The 21,529-nt window shown below is 64.9% G+C and carries 23 protein-coding genes and 1 pseudogene; 7 read left to right on the forward strand and 17 right to left on the reverse strand.

All coding sequences use genetic code 11. The features are described 5' to 3' along the window. Positions 1-5 precede the first annotated feature (5 nt). Positions 6-872 (reverse strand): amidohydrolase family protein, encoded by an 867-nt coding sequence (locus C6A82_RS08080; RefSeq protein ID WP_105342850.1) that lies wholly within the window; start codon positions 870-872, stop codon positions 6-8. A 103-nt stretch (positions 873-975) separates the two neighbouring features. Between C6A82_RS08080 and C6A82_RS08085 the strand changes: the two genes are divergently transcribed. Beyond that, positions 976-1,656, forward strand: a complete 681-nt coding sequence (locus C6A82_RS08085; protein ID WP_233216795.1) for a TetR family transcriptional regulator — start codon at positions 976-978, stop codon at positions 1,654-1,656. Positions 1,657-1,658: 2 nt separating this feature from the next. Here the strand turns inward: C6A82_RS08085 and C6A82_RS08090 are convergent, their stop codons facing one another. Together C6A82_RS08090 and C6A82_RS08095 are read right to left on the reverse strand one after the other, a co-directional pair. Further along, a complete protein-coding gene (locus C6A82_RS08090; RefSeq protein WP_311101738.1) occupies positions 1,659-4,544 on the reverse strand; it encodes an MMPL family transporter in 2,886 nt (961 codons plus the stop codon). Beyond that, positions 4,541-4,984, reverse strand: coding sequence for an MmpS family protein (locus C6A82_RS08095; protein ID WP_105346104.1), 444 nt, complete (start codon positions 4,982-4,984; stop codon positions 4,541-4,543). Before C6A82_RS08095 ends, C6A82_RS08090 begins: the two co-directional genes overlap by 4 nt. Before the next feature lie 212 nt (positions 4,985-5,196). On the opposite strand from C6A82_RS08095, the gene C6A82_RS08100 reads away from it, so the two are divergent. Together C6A82_RS08100 and C6A82_RS08105 are read left to right on the forward strand one after the other, a co-directional pair. Then, a complete protein-coding gene (locus tag C6A82_RS08100; RefSeq protein ID WP_105346069.1) occupies positions 5,197-5,766 on the forward strand; it encodes a TetR/AcrR family transcriptional regulator in 570 nt (189 codons plus the stop codon). Positions 5,767-5,811: 45 nt separating this feature from the next. Then, positions 5,812-7,269 carry a phospholipase D-like domain-containing protein gene (locus C6A82_RS08105; RefSeq protein WP_105346071.1) on the forward strand — a complete coding sequence of 486 codons (1,458 nt, stop codon included), beginning with the start codon at positions 5,812-5,814 and terminating at the stop codon, positions 7,267-7,269. 233 nt (positions 7,270-7,502) lie between these two features. On the opposite strand, the gene C6A82_RS08110 is transcribed toward C6A82_RS08105, so the two are convergent. From C6A82_RS08110 to C6A82_RS08130, 5 genes are all read right to left on the reverse strand, one after another. Next, positions 7,503-7,805: a putative quinol monooxygenase gene (locus tag C6A82_RS08110; protein WP_105346073.1), complete on the reverse strand. Its 303-nt coding sequence runs from the start codon at positions 7,803-7,805 to the stop codon at positions 7,503-7,505. Positions 7,806-7,814: 9 nt separating this feature from the next. After that, positions 7,815-8,744: an NAD(P)-dependent oxidoreductase gene (locus tag C6A82_RS08115; RefSeq protein WP_105346075.1), complete on the reverse strand. Its 930-nt coding sequence runs from the start codon at positions 8,742-8,744 to the stop codon at positions 7,815-7,817. 20 nt (positions 8,745-8,764) lie between these two features. Then, positions 8,765-9,268, reverse strand: a complete 504-nt coding sequence (locus C6A82_RS08120; RefSeq protein WP_105346076.1) for a nuclear transport factor 2 family protein — start codon at positions 9,266-9,268, stop codon at positions 8,765-8,767. 25 nt (positions 9,269-9,293) lie between these two features. Beyond that, complete coding sequence (locus C6A82_RS08125; protein ID WP_233216981.1) at positions 9,294-9,719, reverse strand: hypothetical protein; 426 nt, start codon at positions 9,717-9,719, stop codon at positions 9,294-9,296. 131 nt (positions 9,720-9,850) lie between these two features. Beyond that, positions 9,851-10,660: an SDR family oxidoreductase gene (locus C6A82_RS08130; protein WP_105346106.1), complete on the reverse strand. Its 810-nt coding sequence runs from the start codon at positions 10,658-10,660 to the stop codon at positions 9,851-9,853. 49 nt (positions 10,661-10,709) lie between these two features. Here C6A82_RS08130 and C6A82_RS08135 point away from each other — a divergent pair, with 49 nt between their 5' ends. Beyond that, positions 10,710-12,017 (forward strand): hydroxyacid-oxoacid transhydrogenase, encoded by a 1,308-nt coding sequence (locus tag C6A82_RS08135; RefSeq protein ID WP_105346080.1) that lies wholly within the window; start codon positions 10,710-10,712, stop codon positions 12,015-12,017. A 9-nt stretch (positions 12,018-12,026) separates the two neighbouring features. On the opposite strand, the gene C6A82_RS08140 is transcribed toward C6A82_RS08135, so the two are convergent. Then, entirely contained in the window at positions 12,027-12,476 is a 450-nt protein-coding gene (locus C6A82_RS08140; protein WP_105346107.1) for a universal stress protein, read from the reverse strand. A gap of 94 nt (positions 12,477-12,570) precedes the next feature. On the opposite strand from C6A82_RS08140, the gene C6A82_RS08145 reads away from it, so the two are divergent. Then, a complete protein-coding gene (locus C6A82_RS08145) occupies positions 12,571-12,855 on the forward strand; it encodes a hypothetical protein (RefSeq protein ID WP_105346081.1) in 285 nt (94 codons plus the stop codon). Positions 12,856-12,860: 5 nt separating this feature from the next. Here C6A82_RS08145 and C6A82_RS08150 read toward each other — a convergent pair whose 3' ends face one another. The 4 genes from C6A82_RS08150 to C6A82_RS08165 are packed head-to-tail and all read right to left on the reverse strand — an operon-like array spanning position 12,861 to position 16,822. Continuing rightward, entirely contained in the window at positions 12,861-15,128 is a 2,268-nt protein-coding gene (locus C6A82_RS08150; protein WP_105346083.1) for an ATP-binding cassette domain-containing protein, read from the reverse strand. 58 nt (positions 15,129-15,186) lie between these two features. Further along, complete coding sequence (locus C6A82_RS08155) at positions 15,187-15,678, reverse strand: universal stress protein (RefSeq protein WP_105346085.1); 492 nt, start codon at positions 15,676-15,678, stop codon at positions 15,187-15,189. Positions 15,679-15,731: 53 nt separating this feature from the next. Continuing rightward, complete coding sequence (locus tag C6A82_RS08160; RefSeq protein WP_105346087.1) at positions 15,732-15,998, reverse strand: YdeI/OmpD-associated family protein; 267 nt, start codon at positions 15,996-15,998, stop codon at positions 15,732-15,734. Then, the gene (locus C6A82_RS08165; RefSeq protein ID WP_105346089.1) at positions 15,995-16,822 is read right to left on the reverse strand and encodes a hypothetical protein; all 828 of its coding nucleotides are present in this window, start codon (positions 16,820-16,822) and stop codon (positions 15,995-15,997) included. The genes C6A82_RS08160 and C6A82_RS08165 overlap by 4 nt, the downstream gene beginning before the upstream one ends. Positions 16,823-17,076: 254 nt before the next feature. Here C6A82_RS08165 and C6A82_RS08170 point away from each other — a divergent pair, with 254 nt between their 5' ends. After that, on the forward strand, positions 17,077-18,144 hold the full coding sequence (locus C6A82_RS08170; RefSeq protein ID WP_105346090.1) for a low specificity L-threonine aldolase: 1,068 nt from the start codon (positions 17,077-17,079) through the stop codon (positions 18,142-18,144). Positions 18,145-18,158: 14 nt separating this feature from the next. Here C6A82_RS08170 and C6A82_RS08175 read toward each other — a convergent pair whose 3' ends face one another. Continuing rightward, positions 18,159-18,488 carry a hypothetical protein gene (locus C6A82_RS08175; protein WP_199193811.1) on the reverse strand — a complete coding sequence of 110 codons (330 nt, stop codon included), beginning with the start codon at positions 18,486-18,488 and terminating at the stop codon, positions 18,159-18,161. A gap of 59 nt (positions 18,489-18,547) precedes the next feature. Here C6A82_RS08175 and C6A82_RS08180 point away from each other — a divergent pair. Next, a pseudogene (locus tag C6A82_RS08180) lies at positions 18,548-18,949 on the forward strand (amino acid permease); the annotation flags it as partial. Positions 18,950-19,012: 63 nt separating this feature from the next. Here the strand turns inward: C6A82_RS08180 and C6A82_RS08185 are convergent. From C6A82_RS08185 to C6A82_RS08195, 3 genes are all read right to left on the reverse strand, one after another. After that, positions 19,013-19,957 carry a R2-like ligand-binding oxidase gene (locus C6A82_RS08185; RefSeq protein WP_105346096.1) on the reverse strand — a complete coding sequence of 315 codons (945 nt, stop codon included), beginning with the start codon at positions 19,955-19,957 and terminating at the stop codon, positions 19,013-19,015. Next, positions 19,954-20,631 carry a TetR/AcrR family transcriptional regulator gene (locus C6A82_RS08190; RefSeq protein ID WP_105346109.1) on the reverse strand — a complete coding sequence of 226 codons (678 nt, stop codon included), beginning with the start codon at positions 20,629-20,631 and terminating at the stop codon, positions 19,954-19,956. The genes C6A82_RS08185 and C6A82_RS08190 overlap by 4 nt, the downstream gene beginning before the upstream one ends. 82 nt (positions 20,632-20,713) lie before the next feature. Next, entirely contained in the window at positions 20,714-21,517 is an 804-nt protein-coding gene (locus C6A82_RS08195; protein WP_105346098.1) for an SDR family NAD(P)-dependent oxidoreductase, read from the reverse strand. Positions 21,518-21,529 lie beyond the last annotated feature (12 nt).

The following is a 21,529-nucleotide window of genomic DNA, read 5'->3' on the forward strand; positions in this document are numbered from 1 at the left end:
GACCGTCAGCCGTCCAGGCCGAGGATGCGTGCGGCATTGCCGTACAGGAACTTCGGCCACACTTCGTCCTTCAGGGGAACGCCGGGTAGCTCGCCGAAGATCCTCTCGAGGGACAGTCCCATCGGGAAGTAGCCGGCGTAGAGCACCTTGTCCGCGCCGCGCGAGTTCGCGTAATCGAGGATGGCCTTCGGGTAGTACTTGGGAGCGAACGCCGACGTGGAGTAGTACAGGTTCGGCCACTTCACCATCAGCTTCACGGCGAGGTCCTCCCAGGGTTCACAGCCGTGGCGGGTGACGAACACCAGATCGGGAAAGTCGAACATCACAACGTCGATCCGGTACACCTCTTGCGGCTTGAACGGAACTCGCGGACCGGGCACGCCCGCGCACACGAAGATCGGGATGCCGAGTTCGACGCAGGTGGCGTAGATAGGATACATCTTCGGGTCGTCGATCGGGACCTGCGGGAAGGTGCCGGCCGGGAAAACCGACGTCGCCCGTATGCCGTACTGCTCGTACTCGCGACGGATCGCGTTCACCGAGCCCATCACGTCATTCGGGTCGGAGATCGCGCCGGAGGGGATGAAGCGATCGGGGAACGTCTTCAGCGCGAGGGCGGCCGAGGCCTCGCTCACGCCGATCATCGCCTTCTCGATTCCGAATCGGTCCATCTGCTGCAACACCAGCGATACGGGGTCGTCTGTCGGCAGGCCGGTTGGCACGTCTTTGAACATGTACTGGACCGGGAACTCGAAATTCTCCTTGGATTCCCGGTCCTTCGTCTGCCTGCGGATGAAGTCGTACTGCGCCGAACCGTCGTGCGGGAAACCGATCATGGTGTCGATGACCGGCAGACCGACGGGTCCCGCCATTGCTTCCTCCCAATTGAAAACGACCGTGGTGCGACCACTTCTCGACCATATTGAAACATGGTTCTACCGATGTCAAACCATCTAGCTGGGGATATGGTTTACAGTGCTGCATAGGAGAAGAATCCTGTTCTCGGAATCGGGAGGTGCGATCGTCGCCACAAGGGCTCCCGACCACGCTCAGAGCGACATCGTCTCGCTGGCCGACATGACCAGCGGGCAGTTGGCGCGGCGCGCCAAGATTATCGAGGCGGTGATCGATCTGATCGCCGACGTCGGCGCCGATGCCGTGCAGATGCGCGACGTGGCGCAGCGATCAGGAGTCGCGCTGGCGACCGTGTACCGATACTTCAGCTCCAAGGAGCATCTGCTGGCCGCAGCGCTCGAGGACTGGCAGAAGCGACTCACCCGCCGTGTGCTGGCCGCAGCCGGTCCCGCCGAGCAGGGACCGCTACCCGGGGTATTGGATTATCTGCAACGCGCCCAGCGTGCTTTTCATCGCAACCCCAAGATGACTGCACTGATGCTTCAGGCGATGACCTCGACCGACCCCGAGGCGAAGACCGCGATCGACCACATGGGTCGCACGAACGTCGAGATGTTCGACCGCCTGCTCGAAGGCGTTGCGCCGGAGCAGATCCCAGATGTCAGCTTCGGCCTCAATGCCGCGCTGACCAGTGCACTCACCGCGGTGCTCACCGGTGCGCTGACCCTCGACGAGTCGCTGCGGCGGGTCGAGTGGGTCGCGCGCACGCTCATCGAGGCCGCGACTCGGCGATCCGGCTGAGGTCAGACCGGCGTCGGTGTGCGCGGTGACGGCCACGGCGACGGCACAGGCCTCTCACGTACCCGCATCGGCCACCAGAACCACTTGCCCATCAGCGCCGCGATGGACGGCGTCATGAACGACCGGATCACCAGGGTGTCGAACAGCAGGCCGAGGCCGATCGTTGTGCCCACCTGCCCGATCACCGTCAACTCGCTCACCGCCATCGAGATCATCGTGAACGCGAACACCAGACCGGCCGACGTCACCACCGAGCCCGTGCCGCCCATCGACCGGATGATCCCCGTGCGTAGTCCGGCATGGATCTCTTCTTTGAATCGTGACACCAGTAGCAGGTTGTAGTCCGCACCCACCGCAAGCAGGATGATGACCGACATGGCGAGCACCATCCAGTGCAGTTCGGTGCCAAGAAGATGCTGCCAGATCAGCACTGAAAGGCCGAATGAGGCGCCGAGTGACAGCACGACCGTGCCGACGATGACCGCCGAGGCCACGATGGCGCGGGTGATGAGCAACATGATGATGAAGATCAAGGCCAACGCGGCGACAGCGGCGATCACGAGGTCGTATGTGTTGCCGTCGGACAGGTCCTTGAATGTCGCCGCGGTGCCGCCGAGGTAGATCGTCGACCCCTCCAGCGGAGTGCCCTTGATGGCTTCCTTGGCTGCCTTCTTGATGGCGTCGATCCGCGCGATGCCCTCGGGCGACAGGGGATCCCCGTCGTGGCTGATGATGAACCGCACGGCGTGTCCGTCGGGGGAAAGGAACTGTTCCATACCGCGTTTGAAGTCAGGGTTGTCGAATACCTCGGGCGGCAGATAGAAGGAGTCGTCGTTCATCGACGCGTCGAACGCCTCACCCATGGCCGACGAGTTGTCCTGCGCCGCCGCCATCTGATCCTGCATGCCCTTCTGCGAGGCGTACATCGTCAGCATCATCGACTTCATGCTCTTCATGGTCTCGATCATCTCGGGCATCATCGCGACCATCTGCGGCATGAGGGAGTCGAGCCGCTCCATCTCCGGGATCAGCTGCTGGATGTCGTCGGTCATGATGTCGATACCGTCGAGCGTGTCGAAGATCGCCCGGATCGAGTGGCAGACCGGGATGTTGTAGCAGTGCGGTTCCCAGTAGAAGTAGTTGCGGATCGGCCGGAAGAAATCGTCGAAATCGGCGATATTATCCCGCAATTCGGCGACGTCGGCGGTCATGTCCTTCATCTTGACCACCATGTTGTGGGTGGTGTCGGCCATCTCGGCGGTCAGGTTGGACATCCGCGTCATGGTGTCGATGGTGTTCTGCATCTCGTCGGCCTGCACGAGCATGTCGGCCATCCGGTCCTGCATGTACTTCTGGTTCAGCTGCTGGGTGGTGCCCTGCATGCTGATCTGGAACGGGATCGAGGTGTGCTCGATCGGCTTACCGCTTGGACGGGTGATCGCCTGCACCCGGGAGATGCCCTCGACGCGGAAGATGGACTTGGCGATCTTGTCGATCACCAGGAAGTCGGTCGAGTTGCGCAGATCGTGGTCGCTTTCGACCATGAGCAGTTCGGGGTTCATTCTGGCGGGGGAGAAGTGCCGGTCGGCGGCAGCGTAGCCCTGGTTGGCCGGCAGGTCGGCCGGTAAATAGCTGCGGTCGTTGTAGTTGGTCTTGTAGCCGGGCAGCGTCAGCAGCCCGACGAGCGACAACGCGATGGTGGCCACCAGTATCGCGCCGGGCCACCGCACGACCATCGCGCCGACCTTGCGCCAACCGCGGGTGCGCAGCGCCCGCTTCGGTTCGAGTGCCTTTCCGAACCGGCTTGCGACGGAAATGATCGCCGGCCCGAGCGTGAGGGCGGCAAGCACGGTGATGAACATGCCGATAGCCAGCGGTACGCCCATCGTCTGGAAGTACGGCAGCCGGGTGAAGGACAGGCAGAAGACGGCGCCCGCGATGGTCAGGCCGGAGCCGAGCACCACGTGCGCGGTGCCCCGGATCATCGTGTAGTAGGCCTGTTCTCGCTCTTCGCCGACGGAGCGCGCCTCTTGATATCGGCCTATCAGGAAGATCGCGTAGTCCGTTGCGGCGGCTATCGCCAGCGTCACCAGGAGGTTGGTGGCGAAGGTGGAGAGCCCGATGATCTCGTGATAGCCGAGGAACGCCACGAGCCCGCGCGACGCGGCCAGTTCGAGAACCACCATCACCAGCACCAGCAGCACGGTGACGATCGACCGGTAGACCAGCAGCAACATGATGATGATGACGCTGAACGTGACCGCCTCGATCAGCTGCATGCTGCGGTCGCCTGCGATGTGCTGATCTGCGGCCAGCGCCGCGGGGCCTGTCACGTATGCCGTGACGCCCTGCGGTGGCGAAAGGCTCTCGACGATCGCCTGCACGGACTCGACCGACTCGTTCGCCAACGCCTCGCCCTGGTTGCCCGCCAACTTGACCTGGACGTACGCCGATTTGCCGTCGTTGCTCTGTGCGCCAGTGGCGGTCAGCGGATCGCCCCAGAAGTCCTGCACCGACTGCACGTGGGCGTTGTCGGCCTCGAGATTGCGGACCATCTCGTCGTAGAAGGCGTGCGCCTCGTCGTCAAGCGGTTCCTGGCCTTCGAGCACAACCATGACCGAGCTGTCGGAATCGCCCTCGGCGAAAAGCTCGCCGACTTTCTTCATCGAGATCATCGAGGGTGCGTCGTTCGGGCTCATCGACACCGCGCGCATCTGGCCGACGGTCTCCAACTGCGGGACCATCACGTTGGCGACGGCGATGACCGCGATCCAGCCGAGGATGATCGGCACCGCAAAGGCGCGGATGAGGCGCGGAATCAGCGGGCGCCCAGCATGTCTGGCGGGAGGGAAGGCGTCGGTGGGCGCGTCGATGCTGTGTGCGCTCATGCGGACTTCACAAAGCAGAAGGTCTGGGCGTTCAAGCCGTCGGACGTCCTCTCGTCTTTGACTTCGTCATCGACCGTGATCCGGCAGGTGATCGAGCTGCTGTCGCCCTGGGCGACGATGTTCGGCGCGGCGGACGGTGCCGTCGTCTCCAGCGTCAGCGACCAGGGCAGCGGTGCGCCGTCGATGCGCTGCGGTTTGGCGTCGAGGTCGAGGTAGTTGATGTCGACGTATGTTCCGGTGCCGAAGACCTCGTACTTGACCACCTTGGGGTCGAACGGTTCGGGGTCGTCGGCGAAGTTCCGCGGCGTCACCGTTACCCCTTCTGCGCCGAAGAAGGTGCGGACGCGCGAGACCGTCATGCCCGCGATGACGAGGACTGCCACGATCAGTAGCGGCAACCAAGCCTTCTTGAGGAAGGTCAGTGGCGAATTGCCGCTCATCAACCGTTGTCCTTCCACGTGGCAGACGTCACCGGGAAACTTATACGGTCGGCTAAGTAGCGACAAGCCGTATGGCTAAGATCACTTAGCCGAACGTTCTGTTACCTCAGCCACACGGCTGACGTTTTCGGCCGGCGATCGACGTTGGCGTGTTTAGGATCGGGAGCCACAAAAGGGGGTACGGTCAGCGGCACGAAGCTGAAGGGACGCGCGTGACGAAGTTGGCATCGCCCCGAGGTGTGGTCCGCGACCGAGTGCTGCAAGCCGCCCTTGACCTCTTCGCCGAGTACGGCGTCAGCGGGACGTCGCTGCAGATGATCGCCGACCGCGTCGGGGTGGCCAAGGCCTCGGTCTACTACCAGTTCCACACCAAAGAGGACATCGTACTGACGTTGATCAGCCCGGTGTTCGACGACATCGCCCGTCTGGTGAAGATTGCCGACGCGGTCGGTTCGGATGCGGCCAGGCGAGACGTCGCGATCAGCGGCCTTGTCGAACTCGCGGTACGTAACCGCCGTCTCACGACGGTGTTCTTCGGAGATCCGGCGATCGACCCGCTGGTTCGGTCACATGACGAATTCGCCTCCGCCATCGAGGGTTTCGACGCCCTGCTCGTCGGTCCGGCGCCCGGCGAAGCGATGCGGGTTGCGATGTCGGTGATCACAGCGGGGATTTACGGCACCGCGATGAACCCCCAACTGGTCGACATGTCCGACGACGACCTGCACCGATTGCTTTTGGAGACGACCCATCGCCTGTTGATCGCGCTCGACGGCGACTGAATAGTCGATTCACCCGTACGCAGAACTGGGTACACACCATCCGATATGACAGACGACCGATTGCTCATCCAGGACCAGACGTGCTGGCGCGTCGCCCGCACCGATCAGTTCGCATGCATCGTGGACGCAGCCGATTACTTCCGGCACGTCAAAACGGCGATGATGCGGGCGCAACACCGGGTGATGCTCATCGGTTGGGATCTTGACGCCCGGATGACCTTCGAACGCGGCAAGAAGACGCTGCCCGGTCCGAACCAGTTGGGCGCCTTCCTCTACTGGCTGCTGTGGAAGCGACCCCGTCTCGAGGTCTACCTGTTGAAGTCCAACCTGCGACTGCTGCCGGCCTTTGACGGCATCTGGTTCGGGCTGACGCCGGTGTCGGTGGTAAATCAGATGAGCAGCAGAAGAATGCATTTCGCCATCGACGGTGCCCGTCCCATGGGCGCCGTGCATCACCAGAAGATCGCCGTCGTCGACGACGCCGTGGCGTTCTGCGGTGGTCTCGACCTCACCGTCGACCGGTGGGACACCTGTGCACACGAGCACGACAGCCGTGCCCGCCGCACGGTCGGCCGCAGCTACGGGCCGCGCCACGAGGTGGCCGCCGCGGTCGACGGCGAAGCTGCCCGCGCGCTCGGTGAAGTGGCACGGCAGCGATGGACGACGGCGACCGGGAAGCAGCTGGAACCGGTCGACGCGCGACACGTCGCGTGGCCGAGCAAGCTCAGGCCGAGCCTTCGCGACGTCGAGGTCGGTATCGCGCGAACGCTTCCCGAACTCGACGATCGCGACGAGGTTCGCGAGGTCGAGGCGCTCAACCTCGCGGCTATCGCGGGCGCCCGTCACACCATCTTTCTGGAGAACCAGTATCTGGCGGCGCGGCGCCTTGTCGATGCGCTGGCCGGCCGCTTACGGGAAAACGACGGTCCGGAGATCGTCATCGTTCTTCCCCGCCGTGGCAACAATCGTCTGGAACAGCAGACGATGGACGGCGCACGTCACCGCCTCATCCAGCAGCTGTGGGCGGCAGACGAACACCATCGACTGGGCATTTATTACCCGGTGACCGACGGCGGGGCGCCCATCTACGTGCACTCGAAGGTCATGACGATCGACGACCGGTTGTTGCGCATCGGTTCGTCGAACCTCAACAACCGGTCGATGGGATTCGACAGCGAATGCGACGTGGCCATCGAGGCGGACTCGAACAACGTGGACAGTGACTCCGTCCGCCGCGAAGTCACCTCGATGCGGAACCGACTCCTGTCGGAGCATCTAGGCGTCCCGGTCGGCGACTTCGAGCACGCCGTGGCCCGGCATCGGTCGTTGCACGCCGCCGTCGAGGAACTTCGCGGTGACGGCAGAACCCTGCGGCCCTTCACGGAGGAGACCATCGCCGGTGAGGCGAGCCCGCTGGCGGAGAACGACCTGATGGATCCCGATCACGTGCCGCGGTCGCTGAGCCAGAGCATGCAACGCTTCATCACGGGTCTGAGGCGATGAAGCGCTAGGCCCGCGTCAAGGCGACCGTGATGCCGTCGATGACGACAGGAAACCCTTCGCACCCGACAGGAAACTTGCCGCTCGAGCGGGTGACGCCAATCCGACTGGCACCAAAGACAATGCGATGGCCACCGCCGCGGCGCGAGTGACGAGCGCCATGTTGCCCTCTCTGTTTCCGGTCATCCCATCCCGTCGGGAATTATCGCAGCCAGAATCGCAGCAATTTCACAGTGTCAGCAACCGGCGGCCACACCGCGACTGACGTATTGCTTGATGGCCGGCGAGCCGTCAATGAGTCCGAGGAACTTCGGCACCGATTCGGTGACCCAGGTGCTCTGTCCGTGAGAGTCGACGGCTCCCTGATCGCGATAGACCTCGACAACGGAGTAGAAGCCGGGTTCGTCGATGCTCTCGGCGAAGCCGTAGTAGACGACGCCCGGTTCGGTGTTCGACATCGTGGCGACGTAGGTCAGCAGCTCTTCAAAAGCCGACGCGTTCGCGGGCGGCACCGTGAAGTGAGCGATGAATGTGATCAATGGAAGTGTCTACACTTTCGCCGGTTCACCGATGACGTGATGCGATGTGGGGAGCCGGTTCTGCGCTGCTTCGATCGTCCGGCGCACCCCTTCGCGCACTGTGATCTTGCTCGGACCTAAGAGCCCGACCATCTTGGTGGTGTCGGCCCAGATCGGCCAGGCCTTGCTGTCCTCGGCGAAAACCGGTTCGACGCCGAGTATTTCACCCGCCATCCGGCAGTATTCCTGCGTCGTCACCGGTTCGGTTCCGCCGACGTTCACCACTTCGGCGCCGACTTTCGCGATGCCCGCCGCCGCGATGGTCTTCTCGACATAGTCGTCCTCGTACAGCGGTGTGTGCACGTTGCGCACGCCCGGATACACCCTCACCGGCTCGCCGCGCATGATCTGGTCGATGCGTTGGGTCACACCGCCGCCGCGTGGCCCGTAGAAGGAGAAGATCCGCACAACGGTCGCCGGCAGTTGATAATCGGCGCTGAGATGCTTCACCAGGAACTCGGCGGCGATCTTGCTCGCCGCATAGTTCTCCGCCGAGGAATGAAGGCCGTAGGGGTCGTCTTCCCGCAGCGGCCGCTCGCCCTGATACGCGTAGAGCGATCCCGTACTGCCGTGGACGAAAGCCTCGCAATCGCGGTACCGCCTCGCGAGGCGTCCGGTTGCGCCCGCGTTGACTTCGTAGGCGTCTTTGTGGGTCGGTGGTAGGACCGCGTAATTGATCACCACGTCGACCGAATCGGGCAGCGGCGAAAGATCGTGATCCGCCAGGTCGAACGCTATCGGAGTGGCACCGGCTTGTTCGAGGCTCCGGCTCTGCGCGGGATCGGAGAATCGGGCGACCGCGAAAACCTCGTTGGCTTTAGCCAACTCGACTGCGACCGGATAGGCCACTACGCCGCTGGCACCGGTGACGAGAACTCGTCGTCCGGAAAGAGACGTCATCAAAACCCCTTCAGTCGTAGCTAATCCGTCACCGTTGAAGTGCGACGGGCCAACTTCGCCGCGGCCACGCGCAGCCTGGTGGAAATACGTTGCGGCAGCGATGTGGTGATGTCTTCGCGCAGCCGCGTTACCGTGGAGGTCTTGATACGCCAGCGGCCACCGGCTTTCACATACGTTTCGTGATAGTGGCCGTAGCCGTGCAGAACCACCGCGGGCAGCAACCGCACCACGTCCGCGAGGGCCCATACACCGGTCGCCGTCGTCTCCGAGGTCAAGGTGATCTCGGGTGCATAGACCTGGTGCACCGTTGGCTGCGACGGCTTGCCGAGGGTACGGCGGACGTAGAGCACGAAATCGTCCGCACCAACGGTCTGCCTGCCGCCGGCGCCCGCGATGGTGCTTGTGAAGTCGTCGTCGAACAGCCTGCGCCAGGCGCCCCAGTCCTTGGCATCGAGATACCGGCAGTACTCGGCCTTCAACTGTTTGATGGCCTCGATCTCGAGCAGGGCCGCGACGTCGTCCATCCTTCGATCCTTTGCGAAACGGCGCTCAGTGGCCGTCGTCGCTCGCCGCTGTGGCCGGAGTGCCTGCGGCGTCATAGCTGCCCATGAACTCGATCGGCACGCCGCCCATGGTGCAGAAGAAGAGGTTGACCCCCGGCACGTCACCGAAGAGCACTGTGACGTCGCTTGCCATGGTCCTGGCTTTCTCCTGCACGCCGCTGTAGTCGTCGGTGAGAAACGACAGCGCGGCGAGCCCTTCGGGGGCGACATCGCGCAGATTCTCGGGCACGTCGAGGACCTCGACCAGGCCGGCGTCGCCACTGCCGAGCATCGTCACGTCGGCGCCATCGGACGGCGGCCAGCCCAGCGTCGTCTCCAGCACCTCGCCGGGCACCCGGAACTGTGTCTGCATTTCCATGCCGACGACATCGGTGAGGAACGAGATGAAAGTGCTCGCCGCATGGCTGCGCATGACCACATGGTGAAGTTGATTCGGCAAGTCGAAACCTCGCTGTACGTGAGCCCACGGCGCTTCCCGGAGGCTCCCGCCATGCTAAGCGACTGCCCAGCACGTGAAGCTGGTTTCGTCAGACTCAAACCGCCTCAGCGTGCCGTGCCTGACGCTGTCGTCGCAATACCACCGTCGACGGGGATCACCGCACCGGTCAAATAGGAGCCGGCCCGGCTGGCGAGAAACACCGCGATGCCTGCCATATCGTCGTCGCGTCCGATCCTCCGCAGCGGCGCGGCGGCGGCGATCGAGTCGCCGAAGGCCTCCAACGTCGCCGCCATCATCTTCGATTCGAACGGACCGGGCGCGACGGCGTTGACGGTGATGTGCGCAGGCCCGAGTTCACGGGCGAGCACCCGCGTCAGCTGGTGCACGGCGGCCTTGCTGCTGGCGTAGGAGTACGTGGGCATGGGGCTGACGTGAATCCCGTCGATACTGCCGACGTTGATGACACGGGCCGGGTCATCGGCCGTGCCCGCCTGGCGCAGAGCCGGCAGCAACGCCTGGACCAGCCAGAACGGCGACTTGACGTTGAGGTCGAGAACCTTGTCCCAGGCGGAGTCGGGAAAGCTCTCCAGCGCCTCGCCCCAGGTCGCGCCGGCGTTGTTGACCAGGATGTGCAGGTCGTTCATCTCGGCGGTGACGAGGCCGGCGAGCCGAATGCATTCGTCGTGCTGGGACAGGTCGGCCGGTACCGCCTTCACGTCCCCGAATGCCGAGAGCTGCGCCTCGGCAGCGGCGCAGGCATCGGCCTTGCGGGAGCTGATGACCACCCGGGCGCCCGCCTGCAGCAGCCCGCGCGCCATCATCATGCCGATACCTCTTGTGCCGCCGGTGACCAGCGCGTTCTTCCCGGTGAGATCGAAAAGTTGTGCGTGCGTGCTGATTTGACCGTCGGTCATGACCACCGCTCTTTCGTTATAAGCTCGGCTTCAGGCGTTGGGAGGCTCGATGAGCTGCTGTCATTATCAACCCACCGGTGACGGCCTGGACACCGCATTCACCGTCGATGCATCCAGGATCACCTTCGGCAGGGGTTGCCTGAACGAACTCGGAGATCGCGCCACGGCGCTGGGGATGGCGCGGGTGGCGTTGTTCACCGACCCTGTCGTGGCCGAACTGGAGATCTTCGACACGGCGCGGCGGTCACTGCGCGAAGCAGGCATCGATGTGCTCACCTACACCGAAGTTCACGTCGAGCCCACCGACGAATCGTTGACCCGCGCAGCGGCATTCGCGTCGGAGGCCAATCCCGACGGCTACGTGTCGGTCGGCGGCGGATCGGCGATCGACACCGCCAAGGCGGCGAACCTGTACGCCAGTCATCCGGCTGATTTCCTGACCTATGTCAACCCACCGGTGGGCGAGGGGACACCCGTGCCAGGCCCGCTGAAACCGCACATCGCATGCCCGACGACGTCGGGCACCGGCAGCGAGGTGACCGGCATCGCCATCTTCGACCTGCTGTCGATGTCGGCGAAGACGGGCATCGCCTCACCCGCGCTGCGCCCGACCGAGGCCCTGGTCGACCCCGACTGCACGGACACACTGCCCGCTCAGGTCGTCGCCTGCTCAGGGCTCGACGTGCTGTCGCACGCGGTGGAGTCGTTCACCGCGCGACCCTTCGTGCGCCGTCCCGCCCCTGACGCGCCGAGCCAGCGTCCGATGAGTCAGGGCGCGAACCCGTGGAGCGACCTCGGCAGCCGCGAAGCCATGCGACTGCTGGGGCGATACCTGGAGCGTGCCGTTACCGATGCGTCGGATCGCGAGGCGCGCGAGCAGACGATGTGGGCTGCGACACTGGCCGGCATTGCGTTCGGGAACGCCGGGGTGCACATCCCGCACGCGATGTCGTATGCGGTTGCCGGACAGGTGCGCGCCTTTCACCCTGACGGCTACCCGGGAGCCGAAGCCATGGTCCCGCACGGGATGTCGGTGATCCTCAACGCGCCAGCCGTTTTCCGGACCACCGCGAGTACCGATCCGCGACGCCACATCGAGGCTGCAGGTCACCTCGGCGCAGACGTCACCGATGTCGCAGAGCAGGATGCCGGTGCTGTCCTCGCCGAAGAGCTCGTTCGAATCATGCGCGCAGTGCGGATGCCCAGCGGGTTGGCCGCCGTGGGTTACGTGGAGGCGGATTGCGCCAAGCTCGCCGAGGGGGCGTGGCCGCAACAGCGGTTGTTGCAGAACGCGCCGGTCGAAAGCGACCAGGCGATGCTGGCGGAGTTGTTCGGCGGCGCGCTGCGCTATTGGTGAGTCGAGGAGTCAGTCGGCGGTCTCGACGACCATCACCTCGGTGTTCGCGCGACGCCGCACCGCCCTCGGCACCGATCCCAGCAACCGGCCCGCGATGGACTTGACCCCGACGTTGCCGACAACCAGCAGGTCGGCGTCGACGTCGTCGACCAGCTTGACCAACACCTCGACCGGGGCGCCCGAGAGGGCCTTCTCCTCGATGTCCGTCGCGCCGGCCGCCCGGGCCCGATCGGCGGCCTCCCGGAGCATTCCGTAGACCGGTGCGTTGCCCTCGGTCCGATACTGTTCACCCCTGGGCTGGTCCGGTTCGCCGGACCGCAACTCCTCTTCTGGCAGGTACGCCGTCGCCACGATGAGCTTCGCGTTCGATTCGGCGGCGATCGCCGCAGCTCGATCGACTGCTCGAAAGGACGATTCCGAGCCGTCGGTTCCGACGACCACAACCTTGGGTTCGCTCATCAGCACTCCATTCCGATCTTGTATCAACTACCCGGGACGTAGCGTTTTCACGCTTTTCGCGGAGAATGGGCAGCAAAGCCGATGAGGAGGATCGATGCTTGCCGAGCTGGGCCGCAGGGCAGACGCCGCGTTGAGACGGGGAATCGACGCCGCGGGTGAGGCCGTGTACGCCACGGTGCTGCACGCGCGCAGGATCGTCGGCGCGGTCTCGGTGGCGGCCCACCGGGTGAAGCGTGAAACGAAAGACCTGGTGTGGGATTACCAGGATGTCGCCACCGATCTGCGCCGCCCCGGTGACGGACGAGCCAGTCAGGTGGAGGCCGACAGTGCTACCACGGAGGAGCGGCCAAGGTTGCGCGTCGTCGGGTCCGACGACTGACCGCCTCAAGCGTCGGTCTGCCGTCGCAGCCGCCACCGCACGAATCCGGCGTACACCAATGCCAGTAGGCCGAGCATCGCGATATCGAGCAGCCACGTCGAGGCGGTGTGCTGCCACAGCGGATCATGCGCCGCCGGAACAAGGTTTGGCAGGTCGATCGTCGACGCGGTCGCGGCGACACCCCATCGCACCGGTGTAAGCCCGGCGACCACCTCGAGCACCGGACGCCCGGTGATCGGTATTAAACTCCCCGCGAGCACGAGCTGTGCGACGCAGGCGGCGGCCAGCAGCGGAATGTACTGATTGCTGCTGCGCGAGACCGCCGAAATCACCAGGCCGAGGATCGCCGCGACCGAAGCCGTCGCGGCCACATCGACGAACAGCTCGGCGGTGGGAACGCCGAGAACTGCGGCCGTCTGCGGCGCGCGTTTACCGACGCCGGGTGCGGTGACTGCCAGCACGAGAAGCGCCGACTGGGCGACGGCGACGGTACTGAACACCAGTATTTTGGCCAGCAGGTACGCCGACGGGGAGAGCCCAGCGCCCTGCTCGTGGCGGTAGATCGCCCGCTCGCCGACCAGGTCGCGCACTGACAGCGTCAACCCCATCAGGACTGCGCCGAAGGTGAGCAGTACGACGAGCTGCCTCGGCTCGAACGGTGCGGCGGATCCCGCTGCGGGTTTCGTGAAACCAGCGTCACCGCCGACCGCGAGCGGCAGCAGGCCGACGATGATCGGCGCCAGCACGAGGAAGACGAGGTAGCGCCGGTCGGCGACGACCAGCTGCAGCTGGCGCTGCGCGACCGCCGCGACCTGACGCCAGAAGCTTGTCCGCTTCAACTGTCTTGGCGGCGATGACGGCACCGGCTGTGCGACGGGCTCCGCGGCCGCGCCGTGGCGTTCGAAGAAACGTCGTTGCGCTCCTTCGGGATCCGCGCCGATGTCGTGGTAGATGTCAGCCCAGTCGTAGCTGCCCATCGCCTCGCCGACACCGTCGGGTGAGCCGCGGTATGCAGCCCTGCCGCCGGGGGCGAGCAGCAGCACCTGATCGCAATCGTCGAGGAACCTCAGCGAATGCGTCACCACGACGATCGCGCGACCGGCATCGGCGAGCCCGCGCAGCATCGTCATCACCCGTTGGTCGAGTGCGGGATCCAGGCCGGTGGTCGGTTCGTCGAGCACCAGCAGCGACGGTTCGGTCAGCAACTCCATCGCGATCGAAACGCGTTTGCGCTGCCCGCCCGACAGTTGGTCGATGCGCGTGCCGGCGTGGCTTTCCATCTCGAGTTCGTCGAGCACCCGCGAGATCACTTGCCGCCGTTCGCCTTCGCTGATGTCGGGTGGCATTCGCAGTTTGGCCGCGATGTCCAGCGCCTGCGCGACGGTCAGCCCACGGTGTACGGCGTCTTCCTGCGGCACCATGCCGATTCGACTTCGCAGCGACTCGTACTCGGCGTGCAGATCGCGACCGTCGAACTTCACCGCACCGCTGGTCGGCCGCCACACTCCGACGATGACTTTCAGCAGCGTCGACTTACCCGAGCCGGACGGCCCGATCACCGCGGTCAGCGCGCCGGGCCGCACAGTGAGCGACACGCGATCCAGCAGCGTGATGTCGCCGTCGGAGAGGGTCAATCCGACGCCGCGCACCTCGAGACCGCCCGTCGTCGTTGCTGGTCCGGTGCGGTGGACGAGAGTGCCTGCGGCGAAGACGAAGTCGACATTGCCGATCGTGACGATATCGTTGTCTTGCAAGACTTTGGACTGGACCCCCTCGCCGTTGACGAAGGTGCCGTTGACGCTGTTCGCGTCTTGAATCTGCACACCCGACGGTGTTGTCACCAACGTTGCGTGATGCCGCGCCGCCAGCATGTCGGAGATACCGATGTCGGCGTCGGCGCCGCGACCGATCGTCATCGATTGCACCGACGGCCGCTTGGTGTCCACGCTCGGCCGTTCATCAGGCGGGGCACCGAGTTCGAACGTCACCGCTGGGCCCTCGGGGTTTCCGAGATGCAAAACGCCGCCGTCGCTGACCGGTGTCGATTCGACCCGCTCGGTGGCGACGAACATGCCGTTGAGGCTGTCGTTGTCGACTGCGGTCCACTGCCCGTCAACGCATCTCAGGATCACATGGGCCCGCGAGATCGCCGGGTGCAAGATACGCAGATCCGCGCGAACGTCGCGGCCGACGACGACATCGCGTCCCGGCGGAAAGGTGCGTCGGATCTCACCGGCGCGAACGGTGATCAACGGCGGTAGCGGCTCGCCCATCGTCTAAAGAGCCCTCCGCCGGTCGCCGGCGTGCGTCACCGGCACACGATAAACCGGGCTAGTCGGCTGTGTGGACGATCAAGATGTCGATTCTCGCCTTGCGCGCGACTTCGGCGGGTACCGAGCCGAGCAGGCGCCCGGCGACGGAATCCAGGCCGACGTCGCCGACGACGAGAAGATCGGCGTTCACCTCGTTGACCAGTTTCACGAGTGCGGGAACCGCGGCGCCCGAGATCGCGCGCTCTTCGACGCTCGGAGCGCCCGCGGCCCTGGCCTTGTCGTGCGCTTCACGAAGGATGCCGTACACGGGGGCGTTGCCGTGCAAGATGTAGCCCTCGCCGCCGAGGGCGTCCGCCGCGCGGGGGTCGGAGACATGGTCGTGCGACGGAGCCCGCGACCAACCGCCCTTCTCGACCTCCTCCACGTGTGCGCTGGCGATGATCAGCTGTGCGTGCTCCTGAGCGGCTGCGACCTCGGCCGCGCGCACAACCGCGCGCATCGAGGACTCCGAGCCGTCGGTTCCGACCACAATGGTCCGATATCCGTCCACGCCGAGACGCTAACCCCGGTTCGTCGGCAGTGGGCCGGATTCGCCCGATGCCCTCATCTGCCGCTGCGCTCGCGGTGCTTGCATCCCGGCCAGCAGCAGGGCCTGCGCATCCCTTCCTCCAGCTCCTCCTGGGTTCGCCGGATGCGGCGCTCGCGCGTCTTCTCCTGTTTGGCGTCGGTGACCCAGCAGATGAACTCGTTGCGTGCCAGCGGCGTGATGTCTTTCCACGCCGCCAGTGCGGTGGAGTTGCCGATCAGTGCGGCTCGTAGATCTGCGGGCAACGTGTGTACCACCCCGCCGGGTACTCGCTGGCTGCTCACGGGGACAGGGTAGTCGGCGCCCGCTCGGCCCCGCTTCGATCGCCGCCCATGTCCGCCGCGAGCCCGCGGAGCCGGTGTTCGCAGTGCTCGAGGACGGAAAGATCGACGTCCGCGGCTCCTGGCTTGCCGTTGCGGTACTCGAAGGGGTTGTCGATGTCGCGGATCATCGCGATCACGTACGCCAACAGATAGGTGATCACGCCGACCACGAGCAGAGTCGAGGCCAGCTGTCCGATGTCGGTGATGAGCAGCAGCACCAGGATCATCAGCCCCGTGACCTCCGCGATGAGATAGGCAGCTGACACATACGACGTGCGCCGCATTGTGTCCATCCGCAGCACGAGCTTGCGAATGGTCGACTGCTCGGACTTCAACCGGGTGGTGAAGCCCGCCTGGATTTTGGGGGCGAAGACGATGAAGAGCGGATTGAGCTCCCGCAGACGGCCGAGAACGTCGTCGAGACCGTCATTGTGCAGGAGCCATCGTCGAATCGAGGCGTTCGTGTCGGCCAACAGCGAGACACAGTGGCGTGCTTCTGGCAGATCGAGTTCGGCGTGCACGATGAGGCATTCGTCGGCGATCGAGTCGAGACTGCCCGCCAATTCACCTGGGAGCCGCTCGGCCTCCTTGAAGTCGGCGGCCGTGCCGCTGAGGATGAAGCCGACGATGAAAACCTCTGCGGCGATCAGACCGGTGAGCAACGGGCTGAGTTCGAGGTGCCGCAGCGGGCTCACGTCGTAGAGCCACTTGAGGATGATCACCGCAGCGGCCACGGGCAAGACCTGCAAGAGGAGTCTCGGGTTGCCCCGCAAAACCTTCGTCATTTCCCGAGGATGCGATATTCAGCCGGCTTTTTTCGCCATTTTGCACGGACGGGCCTGCACAAACGGTTCGGCCCGCCACGGTGTAGGTGGCGGGCCGAGTACAGCTCTCTGTTGAACTGCAAGAGTCGCGGACCGTTTGGACTCCGGGAATGACGTTAGGGTCAGACGGCGCGCGAAGAAATCGGGTGTTTCCCTATGTTTTTCACAGGTTGCGGGCCGCGACTGCTGAGAACGACGACCTAGATTGATCTGCCGTGACGACATTGCACGACACCACCGTCCGTGGCTTCGCCTCCGACAACTACTCGGGTGTGCACCCCGAAGTGCTCGCCGCGATCGCCGCAGCCAACGACGGACACCAGGTCTCGTACGGCGAGGACGTCTACACCGACCGGCTGCAGCAGGTGGTCGCGCGCCATTTCGGCGACGGTGTCCAGACGTATCCCGTCTTCAACGGCACCGGCGCCAACGTGCTCGGAATGCTGTCGATGCTGCCCCGCTGGGGAGCCGTCATCTGCGCCAGGACCGCCCACATCCACGCAGACGAAGGCGGGGCGCCCGAGAAGGTCGCCGGCATCAAGCTGCTTCCGATCGCGACCACCGACGGCAAGCTCACGCCCGACCTGATCGCGCAGGAGGCCTGGGGATGGGCCGATGAACACCGAGCCCAGCCGCGGGTGGTCTACATCACGCAGTCCAGCGAGTTGGGCACCGTCTATACGCCTCCTGAGGTGCAGGCCATCACCGACTTCGCGCATGAGCGCGGGATGCGCGTCTTCATGGACGGTGCCCGACTGTCGAACGCCGCCGCGGCGCTCGACGCGCCCCTGCGTGCCTTCACCACCGACGCGGGCGTCGACGTCCTCAGCTTCGGCGGCACGAAGAACGGCGCGCTCGGCGCTGAGGCGATAGTCGTGCTCGACACCGCCGCCTCCGACGGGCTGATCCGGCTGCGCAAGAGCCTGATGCAGCTGGCCTCGAAGATGCGGTTCGTCTCCGCGCAGCTGCTTGCACTGCTCGACGGCGACCTTTATCTGCGCACGGCCCGGCACGCGAACGAGATGGCTTCGCGGTTGCGCTCGCGCATCGAGGCGGGCATTGCCGACGGAAGCATCCGCGGCGTCGAATTCACGCAGCCGACGCAGGCCAACGCCGTGTTCGCCCGCCTGCCGTCCGGCGTCGCAGATCGGTTGCGCGAGAGCTTTCGGTTCTACGACTGGGACGCCGCGACGGGCGAAGTGCGCTGGGTGTGCAGTTTCGACACCGATCCCGAAGACGTCGACGCCTTCGTCGCGGAAGCCGCGCGCCTGACGTCGACGTAACGGGACGTGGTGGGTCAGGGTTGTGCGGTGTAGCGGCGCAGGAACGCCAGCGACCAGAAGACCCCGAGTGCGGCGATTGCGCCCCACCAGAGGAGCGCCACGATCAGCCAGAGCCCGGAGAAGCCGACGTATCCGAGCCCGGACAGCGTCGCCGCGCCGAAGACCACCCAGAAGATCTTCCACAGCGCGAAGACGGCGGCCAGGCCGGACAGGATTCCCATCACGAGGGCGCGGGTGCGATCGACGCCGTTGACTGCCTCCTGAACGCGGGTGGGCACGATGTTCATTGCTTGTTCCTTGTCGTCATGCGTCGCCGGGTCGGCGTCGTCATGGCGCAAGTACATCCAGCCGAGGCGGCTACCGATCAGTACAGCATGCGCGCCGCGGGAAACGTTGTGGCCACCTCATTAAGTCGTCAGGTCCCTTGCTTTCGGTGGTGAGCGCATCGGGGGTAGGAGTTCCGGACTGGTTGTTCAGTGCCATCGCGTTGGTGGCGGTCACCAACGGTGCGCTTCTGACGATGATCATGGCGAGCGGGCTGACCTACGGAATGGCCGAGGCCGGCTTGTTGCCCGGCGTGCTGAGAAGGGTTCTGCGGCAGCGGCGGACACCTTGGGTGGCGATCGTGGCGACGACGGCGGTGGCGATGGTGCTCACGCTGATCGGAGACCTGTCCACACTGGCGGAGACCGTGGTTCTGCTACTGCTGTTCGTCTTCATCTCCACCAATGTGGCGGTGTTGGTGCTGCGTCGCGACAGCGTGGAGCATCAGCACTTCCGCGTGTGGACGTTCGTGCCGGTGCTGTACCTCACCGCGCACGGCGACGCGGAGCGAAACCGACGTCGCCGCACGCGAAGACGAAACGGTCTAGGCGGTAGCGGCCAGCGTCTTCGCGTCCTCGTCGGCGAACGTGTCCTCGAGTTGCAGTGGTGAGTAGTCGACGTCGATCTCCTCGAGCGGGCGGCCCCGTGCGCTGCTGATCGTGCCGAACCGTCGCATTCCTTTGTCGGCCGCGTACTGCTGGAACTCTTCCTTCTGCAGGTTGAACGGAATTTCCTCGTACAGGTCATAGGCATCGTCGGTGTTCTGCAGCGCCATCGGAATCAACTGGTTCATCCGGTCCTCGAAGACTTTCCAATTGGAGTCGTCGGCGGCGACATGGCGACGGCAGGTGAAGGTGCCCCATGCCATGTGACGACGCTCGTCATCGCCGATCCGCCGGACCAGCTCCTGCATACCCGGGAGGATGTTGTTGTCGACGCAAATGCGGTGCCAGGCATAGTATCCCGTCAGCGCCATCATGCCCTCGATGACGTGGTTGTAGGTCGCCGATGCGCGCACCTGAGCGGCAGGGGAGGGATCGGAGACCAACGTGTCGAGCGACTCGGGCAACTCTTCGTAGAAGATCTTCCGATAGGTGGGGAGGTCGTCGAGAAGGACCTGGATGTCGTCGGTCACACCGACCGCGTCCAGCCACAGCCGGAACACCTGGGTGTGCTTGGCCTCCTCGAATGCGAACTGGGTCAGATACATCTCGTCGCCGAGCCGTCCTTCCGCCCGCATGGCCGCCATGAACGGCTGGATGTCCTGAGTGACCGCTTCTTCGCCGGCGATGAACTGCGCGCACAGCCGGGTTGCCCATTCGCGCTCCAGGTCCGTGAGCGCTTCCCAGTCGGCCCGGTCGCGGGAGAAGTCGATGTCCGCGGGATTCCAGAACTTGGCGTTGCCGCCCGCGAAGAGTTTGAGGGGCAGGCTGTCCCATTTCAGGCCGCCTCGCGCGAGTGACGCTGAGCGGCTTCGTGTCGTTGTCATCTGTTGACCTCCTTGATTTTTCGGGCTGAGCTGGTGGAAGCGAATGCGTCGGCCAGGACGGCGACCAGCCTGCGCACGGCGAGTGCGGGCTGCTCGGGTGAGGGTTCGTCGAGTCCGAGGATGGGATCCATCCCGCGCACGTACGGCGCCAGCGCCATGTGCGGAAAGATCATCAATAGGAGTGACAGCAGCGCCTCGGTGTCGCAGTCCGCGCGCAGATTACCGCGCACGTGGGCGTCGCGGACAAGCGGCCGCAGTACCTCCAGGTAGTGGCGATGGATGACGGTGCGCACGCTGACGCGGGCATCGGTGTCGACTTCGAAACTCGAGGCGGCGTGCAATGCACGGTCCTGCGGATGGTCGGCGTAGTAGGCGACCCACGTGTCGAGCAAGTCGGTAAGGAACTCGAAGAACGGCCTGCTCGGGTCGAGTTCCCTGATGCGGTCCTCCATGTAGCGGCGCACCCGCTGGCTGCCGATCTCGGCGATGTAGGCGTAGAGGTCACGTTTGTCCGCGAAGTACTGGAACAGGCTGCCCTTGGCGACGCCCGCCCGACGTGCGATGACATTGAGGCTGCCTTGCGAGAAGCCGTGCGCGCCGAACTCTGCCTCGGCGGCTTCGATCACGGCGGCGCGTCGATTCGGGTCGACGCGGGCCCATGTCACCGTCGGCATCGGGTCCTCCCAGGAGTCGATGACCACTGGTCATTTTACTGTGAGCCGCGTCACGGTCAAGACCCCGTGAGCAGCCGCGCTGTCAGACGAAGTCTGAGCCGCCGTCGACGTTTACGGTCGCCCCGGTCACGTAGCCGTTGCGCTTGGAGGCGAGGTAGGCGGTGATCGAGGCGATCTCCTCTGGCAACCCGGCGCGGCCGAGATCGCAGGGCTGGTGAAAGTTGTTGTCGATCCACTCCATGACGTCGTGCGGATCGCTGGCGTCGAGACCGTCGGCGGCGAGAATGTCTCTCAGGTTCTCGGTGAAGCTGGCGGTAACAACCGTTCCGGGGCACACGCAGTTGACCAGGATTCCGTCTTTCGCGAGGCTTTTGGACAGGTTCTTCGTCACGCTGCACAGCGCTGCCTTCGATGCGGTGTAGGCGACGATGCGGGGGTTCTGCCGCTGAATCGAATGTGCGGACAGGGTGACGATGCGCGCCCATCCCGCGGCGCGGAGCAGGGGTAGGGCCGCGCGGATCGAACGAACGCCGGACATGGTGCCAAGGTCGAACGCGTCGTGCCATTGCGCGTCGTCCATCTCCTCGAAATACCCGTCGCCCGGACCTATCGTGTGGACCAAGCTGTTCAGCTTTCCCCAGCGTTCCGTGACGGCAGAGAAGCCCGCGGCTATCGAGTCCGCATCGGCCATGTCGACACTGATGCCGACGGCGTCGGGGGCGCCCGCCCCGCGCAGAGTTTCCTCTGCGGCGTCGAGAGCGGCTCTGCTCCTTGCCATCAGCGCTACGCTGGCGCCTTCGGCGGCTAGGGTCTCGGCGATCGCCAGGCCCATCCCTTTACTGCCGCCTGTGACGACAGCTGTCGATCCGGTGAAGCCGAGGTCCATGGTTCCTCCTGG

It is taken from the genome of Mycobacterium sp. ITM-2016-00318, from assembly GCF_002968285.2.
Classification (GTDB): Bacteria; Actinomycetota; Actinomycetes; order Mycobacteriales; family Mycobacteriaceae; genus Mycobacterium.

Excerpts from the sequence above, each read along its gene's own strand:
- C6A82_RS08145 (WP_105346081.1), top strand. The coding sequence starts at position 12,571 with ATGCTTGCCGAGCTGGGCCGCAGGGCAGACGCCGCGTTGAGACGGGGA.
- C6A82_RS08080 (WP_105342850.1), bottom strand. The coding sequence starts at position 872 with ATGGCGGGACCCGTCGGTCTGCCGGTCATCGACACCATGATCGGTTTC.
- C6A82_RS08105 (WP_105346071.1), top strand. The coding sequence starts at position 5,812 with ATGACAGACGACCGATTGCTCATCCAGGACCAGACGTGCTGGCGCGTC.
- C6A82_RS08165 (WP_105346089.1), bottom strand. The coding sequence starts at position 16,822 with ATGACGAAGGTTTTGCGGGGCAACCCGAGACTCCTCTTGCAGGTCTTG.
- C6A82_RS08195 (WP_105346098.1), bottom strand. The coding sequence starts at position 21,517 with ATGGACCTCGGCTTCACCGGATCGACAGCTGTCGTCACAGGCGGCAGT.
- C6A82_RS08090 (WP_311101738.1), bottom strand. The coding sequence starts at position 4,544 with ATGAGCGCACACAGCATCGACGCGCCCACCGACGCCTTCCCTCCCGCC.
- C6A82_RS08185 (WP_105346096.1), bottom strand. The coding sequence starts at position 19,957 with ATGACAACGACACGAAGCCGCTCAGCGTCACTCGCGCGAGGCGGCCTG.
- C6A82_RS08150 (WP_105346083.1), bottom strand. The coding sequence starts at position 15,128 with ATGGGCGAGCCGCTACCGCCGTTGATCACCGTTCGCGCCGGTGAGATC.
- C6A82_RS08135 (WP_105346080.1), top strand. The coding sequence starts at position 10,710 with ATGAGCTGCTGTCATTATCAACCCACCGGTGACGGCCTGGACACCGCA.
- C6A82_RS08120 (WP_105346076.1), bottom strand. The coding sequence starts at position 9,268 with ATGGACGACGTCGCGGCCCTGCTCGAGATCGAGGCCATCAAACAGTTG.
- C6A82_RS08115 (WP_105346075.1), bottom strand. The coding sequence starts at position 8,744 with ATGACGTCTCTTTCCGGACGACGAGTTCTCGTCACCGGTGCCAGCGGC.
- C6A82_RS08190 (WP_105346109.1), bottom strand. The coding sequence starts at position 20,631 with ATGCCGACGGTGACATGGGCCCGCGTCGACCCGAATCGACGCGCCGCC.
- C6A82_RS08140 (WP_105346107.1), bottom strand. The coding sequence starts at position 12,476 with ATGAGCGAACCCAAGGTTGTGGTCGTCGGAACCGACGGCTCGGAATCG.
- C6A82_RS08130 (WP_105346106.1), bottom strand. The coding sequence starts at position 10,660 with ATGACCGACGGTCAAATCAGCACGCACGCACAACTTTTCGATCTCACC.
- C6A82_RS08095 (WP_105346104.1), bottom strand. The coding sequence starts at position 4,984 with ATGAGCGGCAATTCGCCACTGACCTTCCTCAAGAAGGCTTGGTTGCCG.
- C6A82_RS08125 (WP_233216981.1), bottom strand. The coding sequence starts at position 9,719 with ATGCGCAGCCATGCGGCGAGCACTTTCATCTCGTTCCTCACCGATGTC.
- C6A82_RS08175 (WP_199193811.1), bottom strand. The coding sequence starts at position 18,488 with ATGTACTTGCGCCATGACGACGCCGACCCGGCGACGCATGACGACAAG.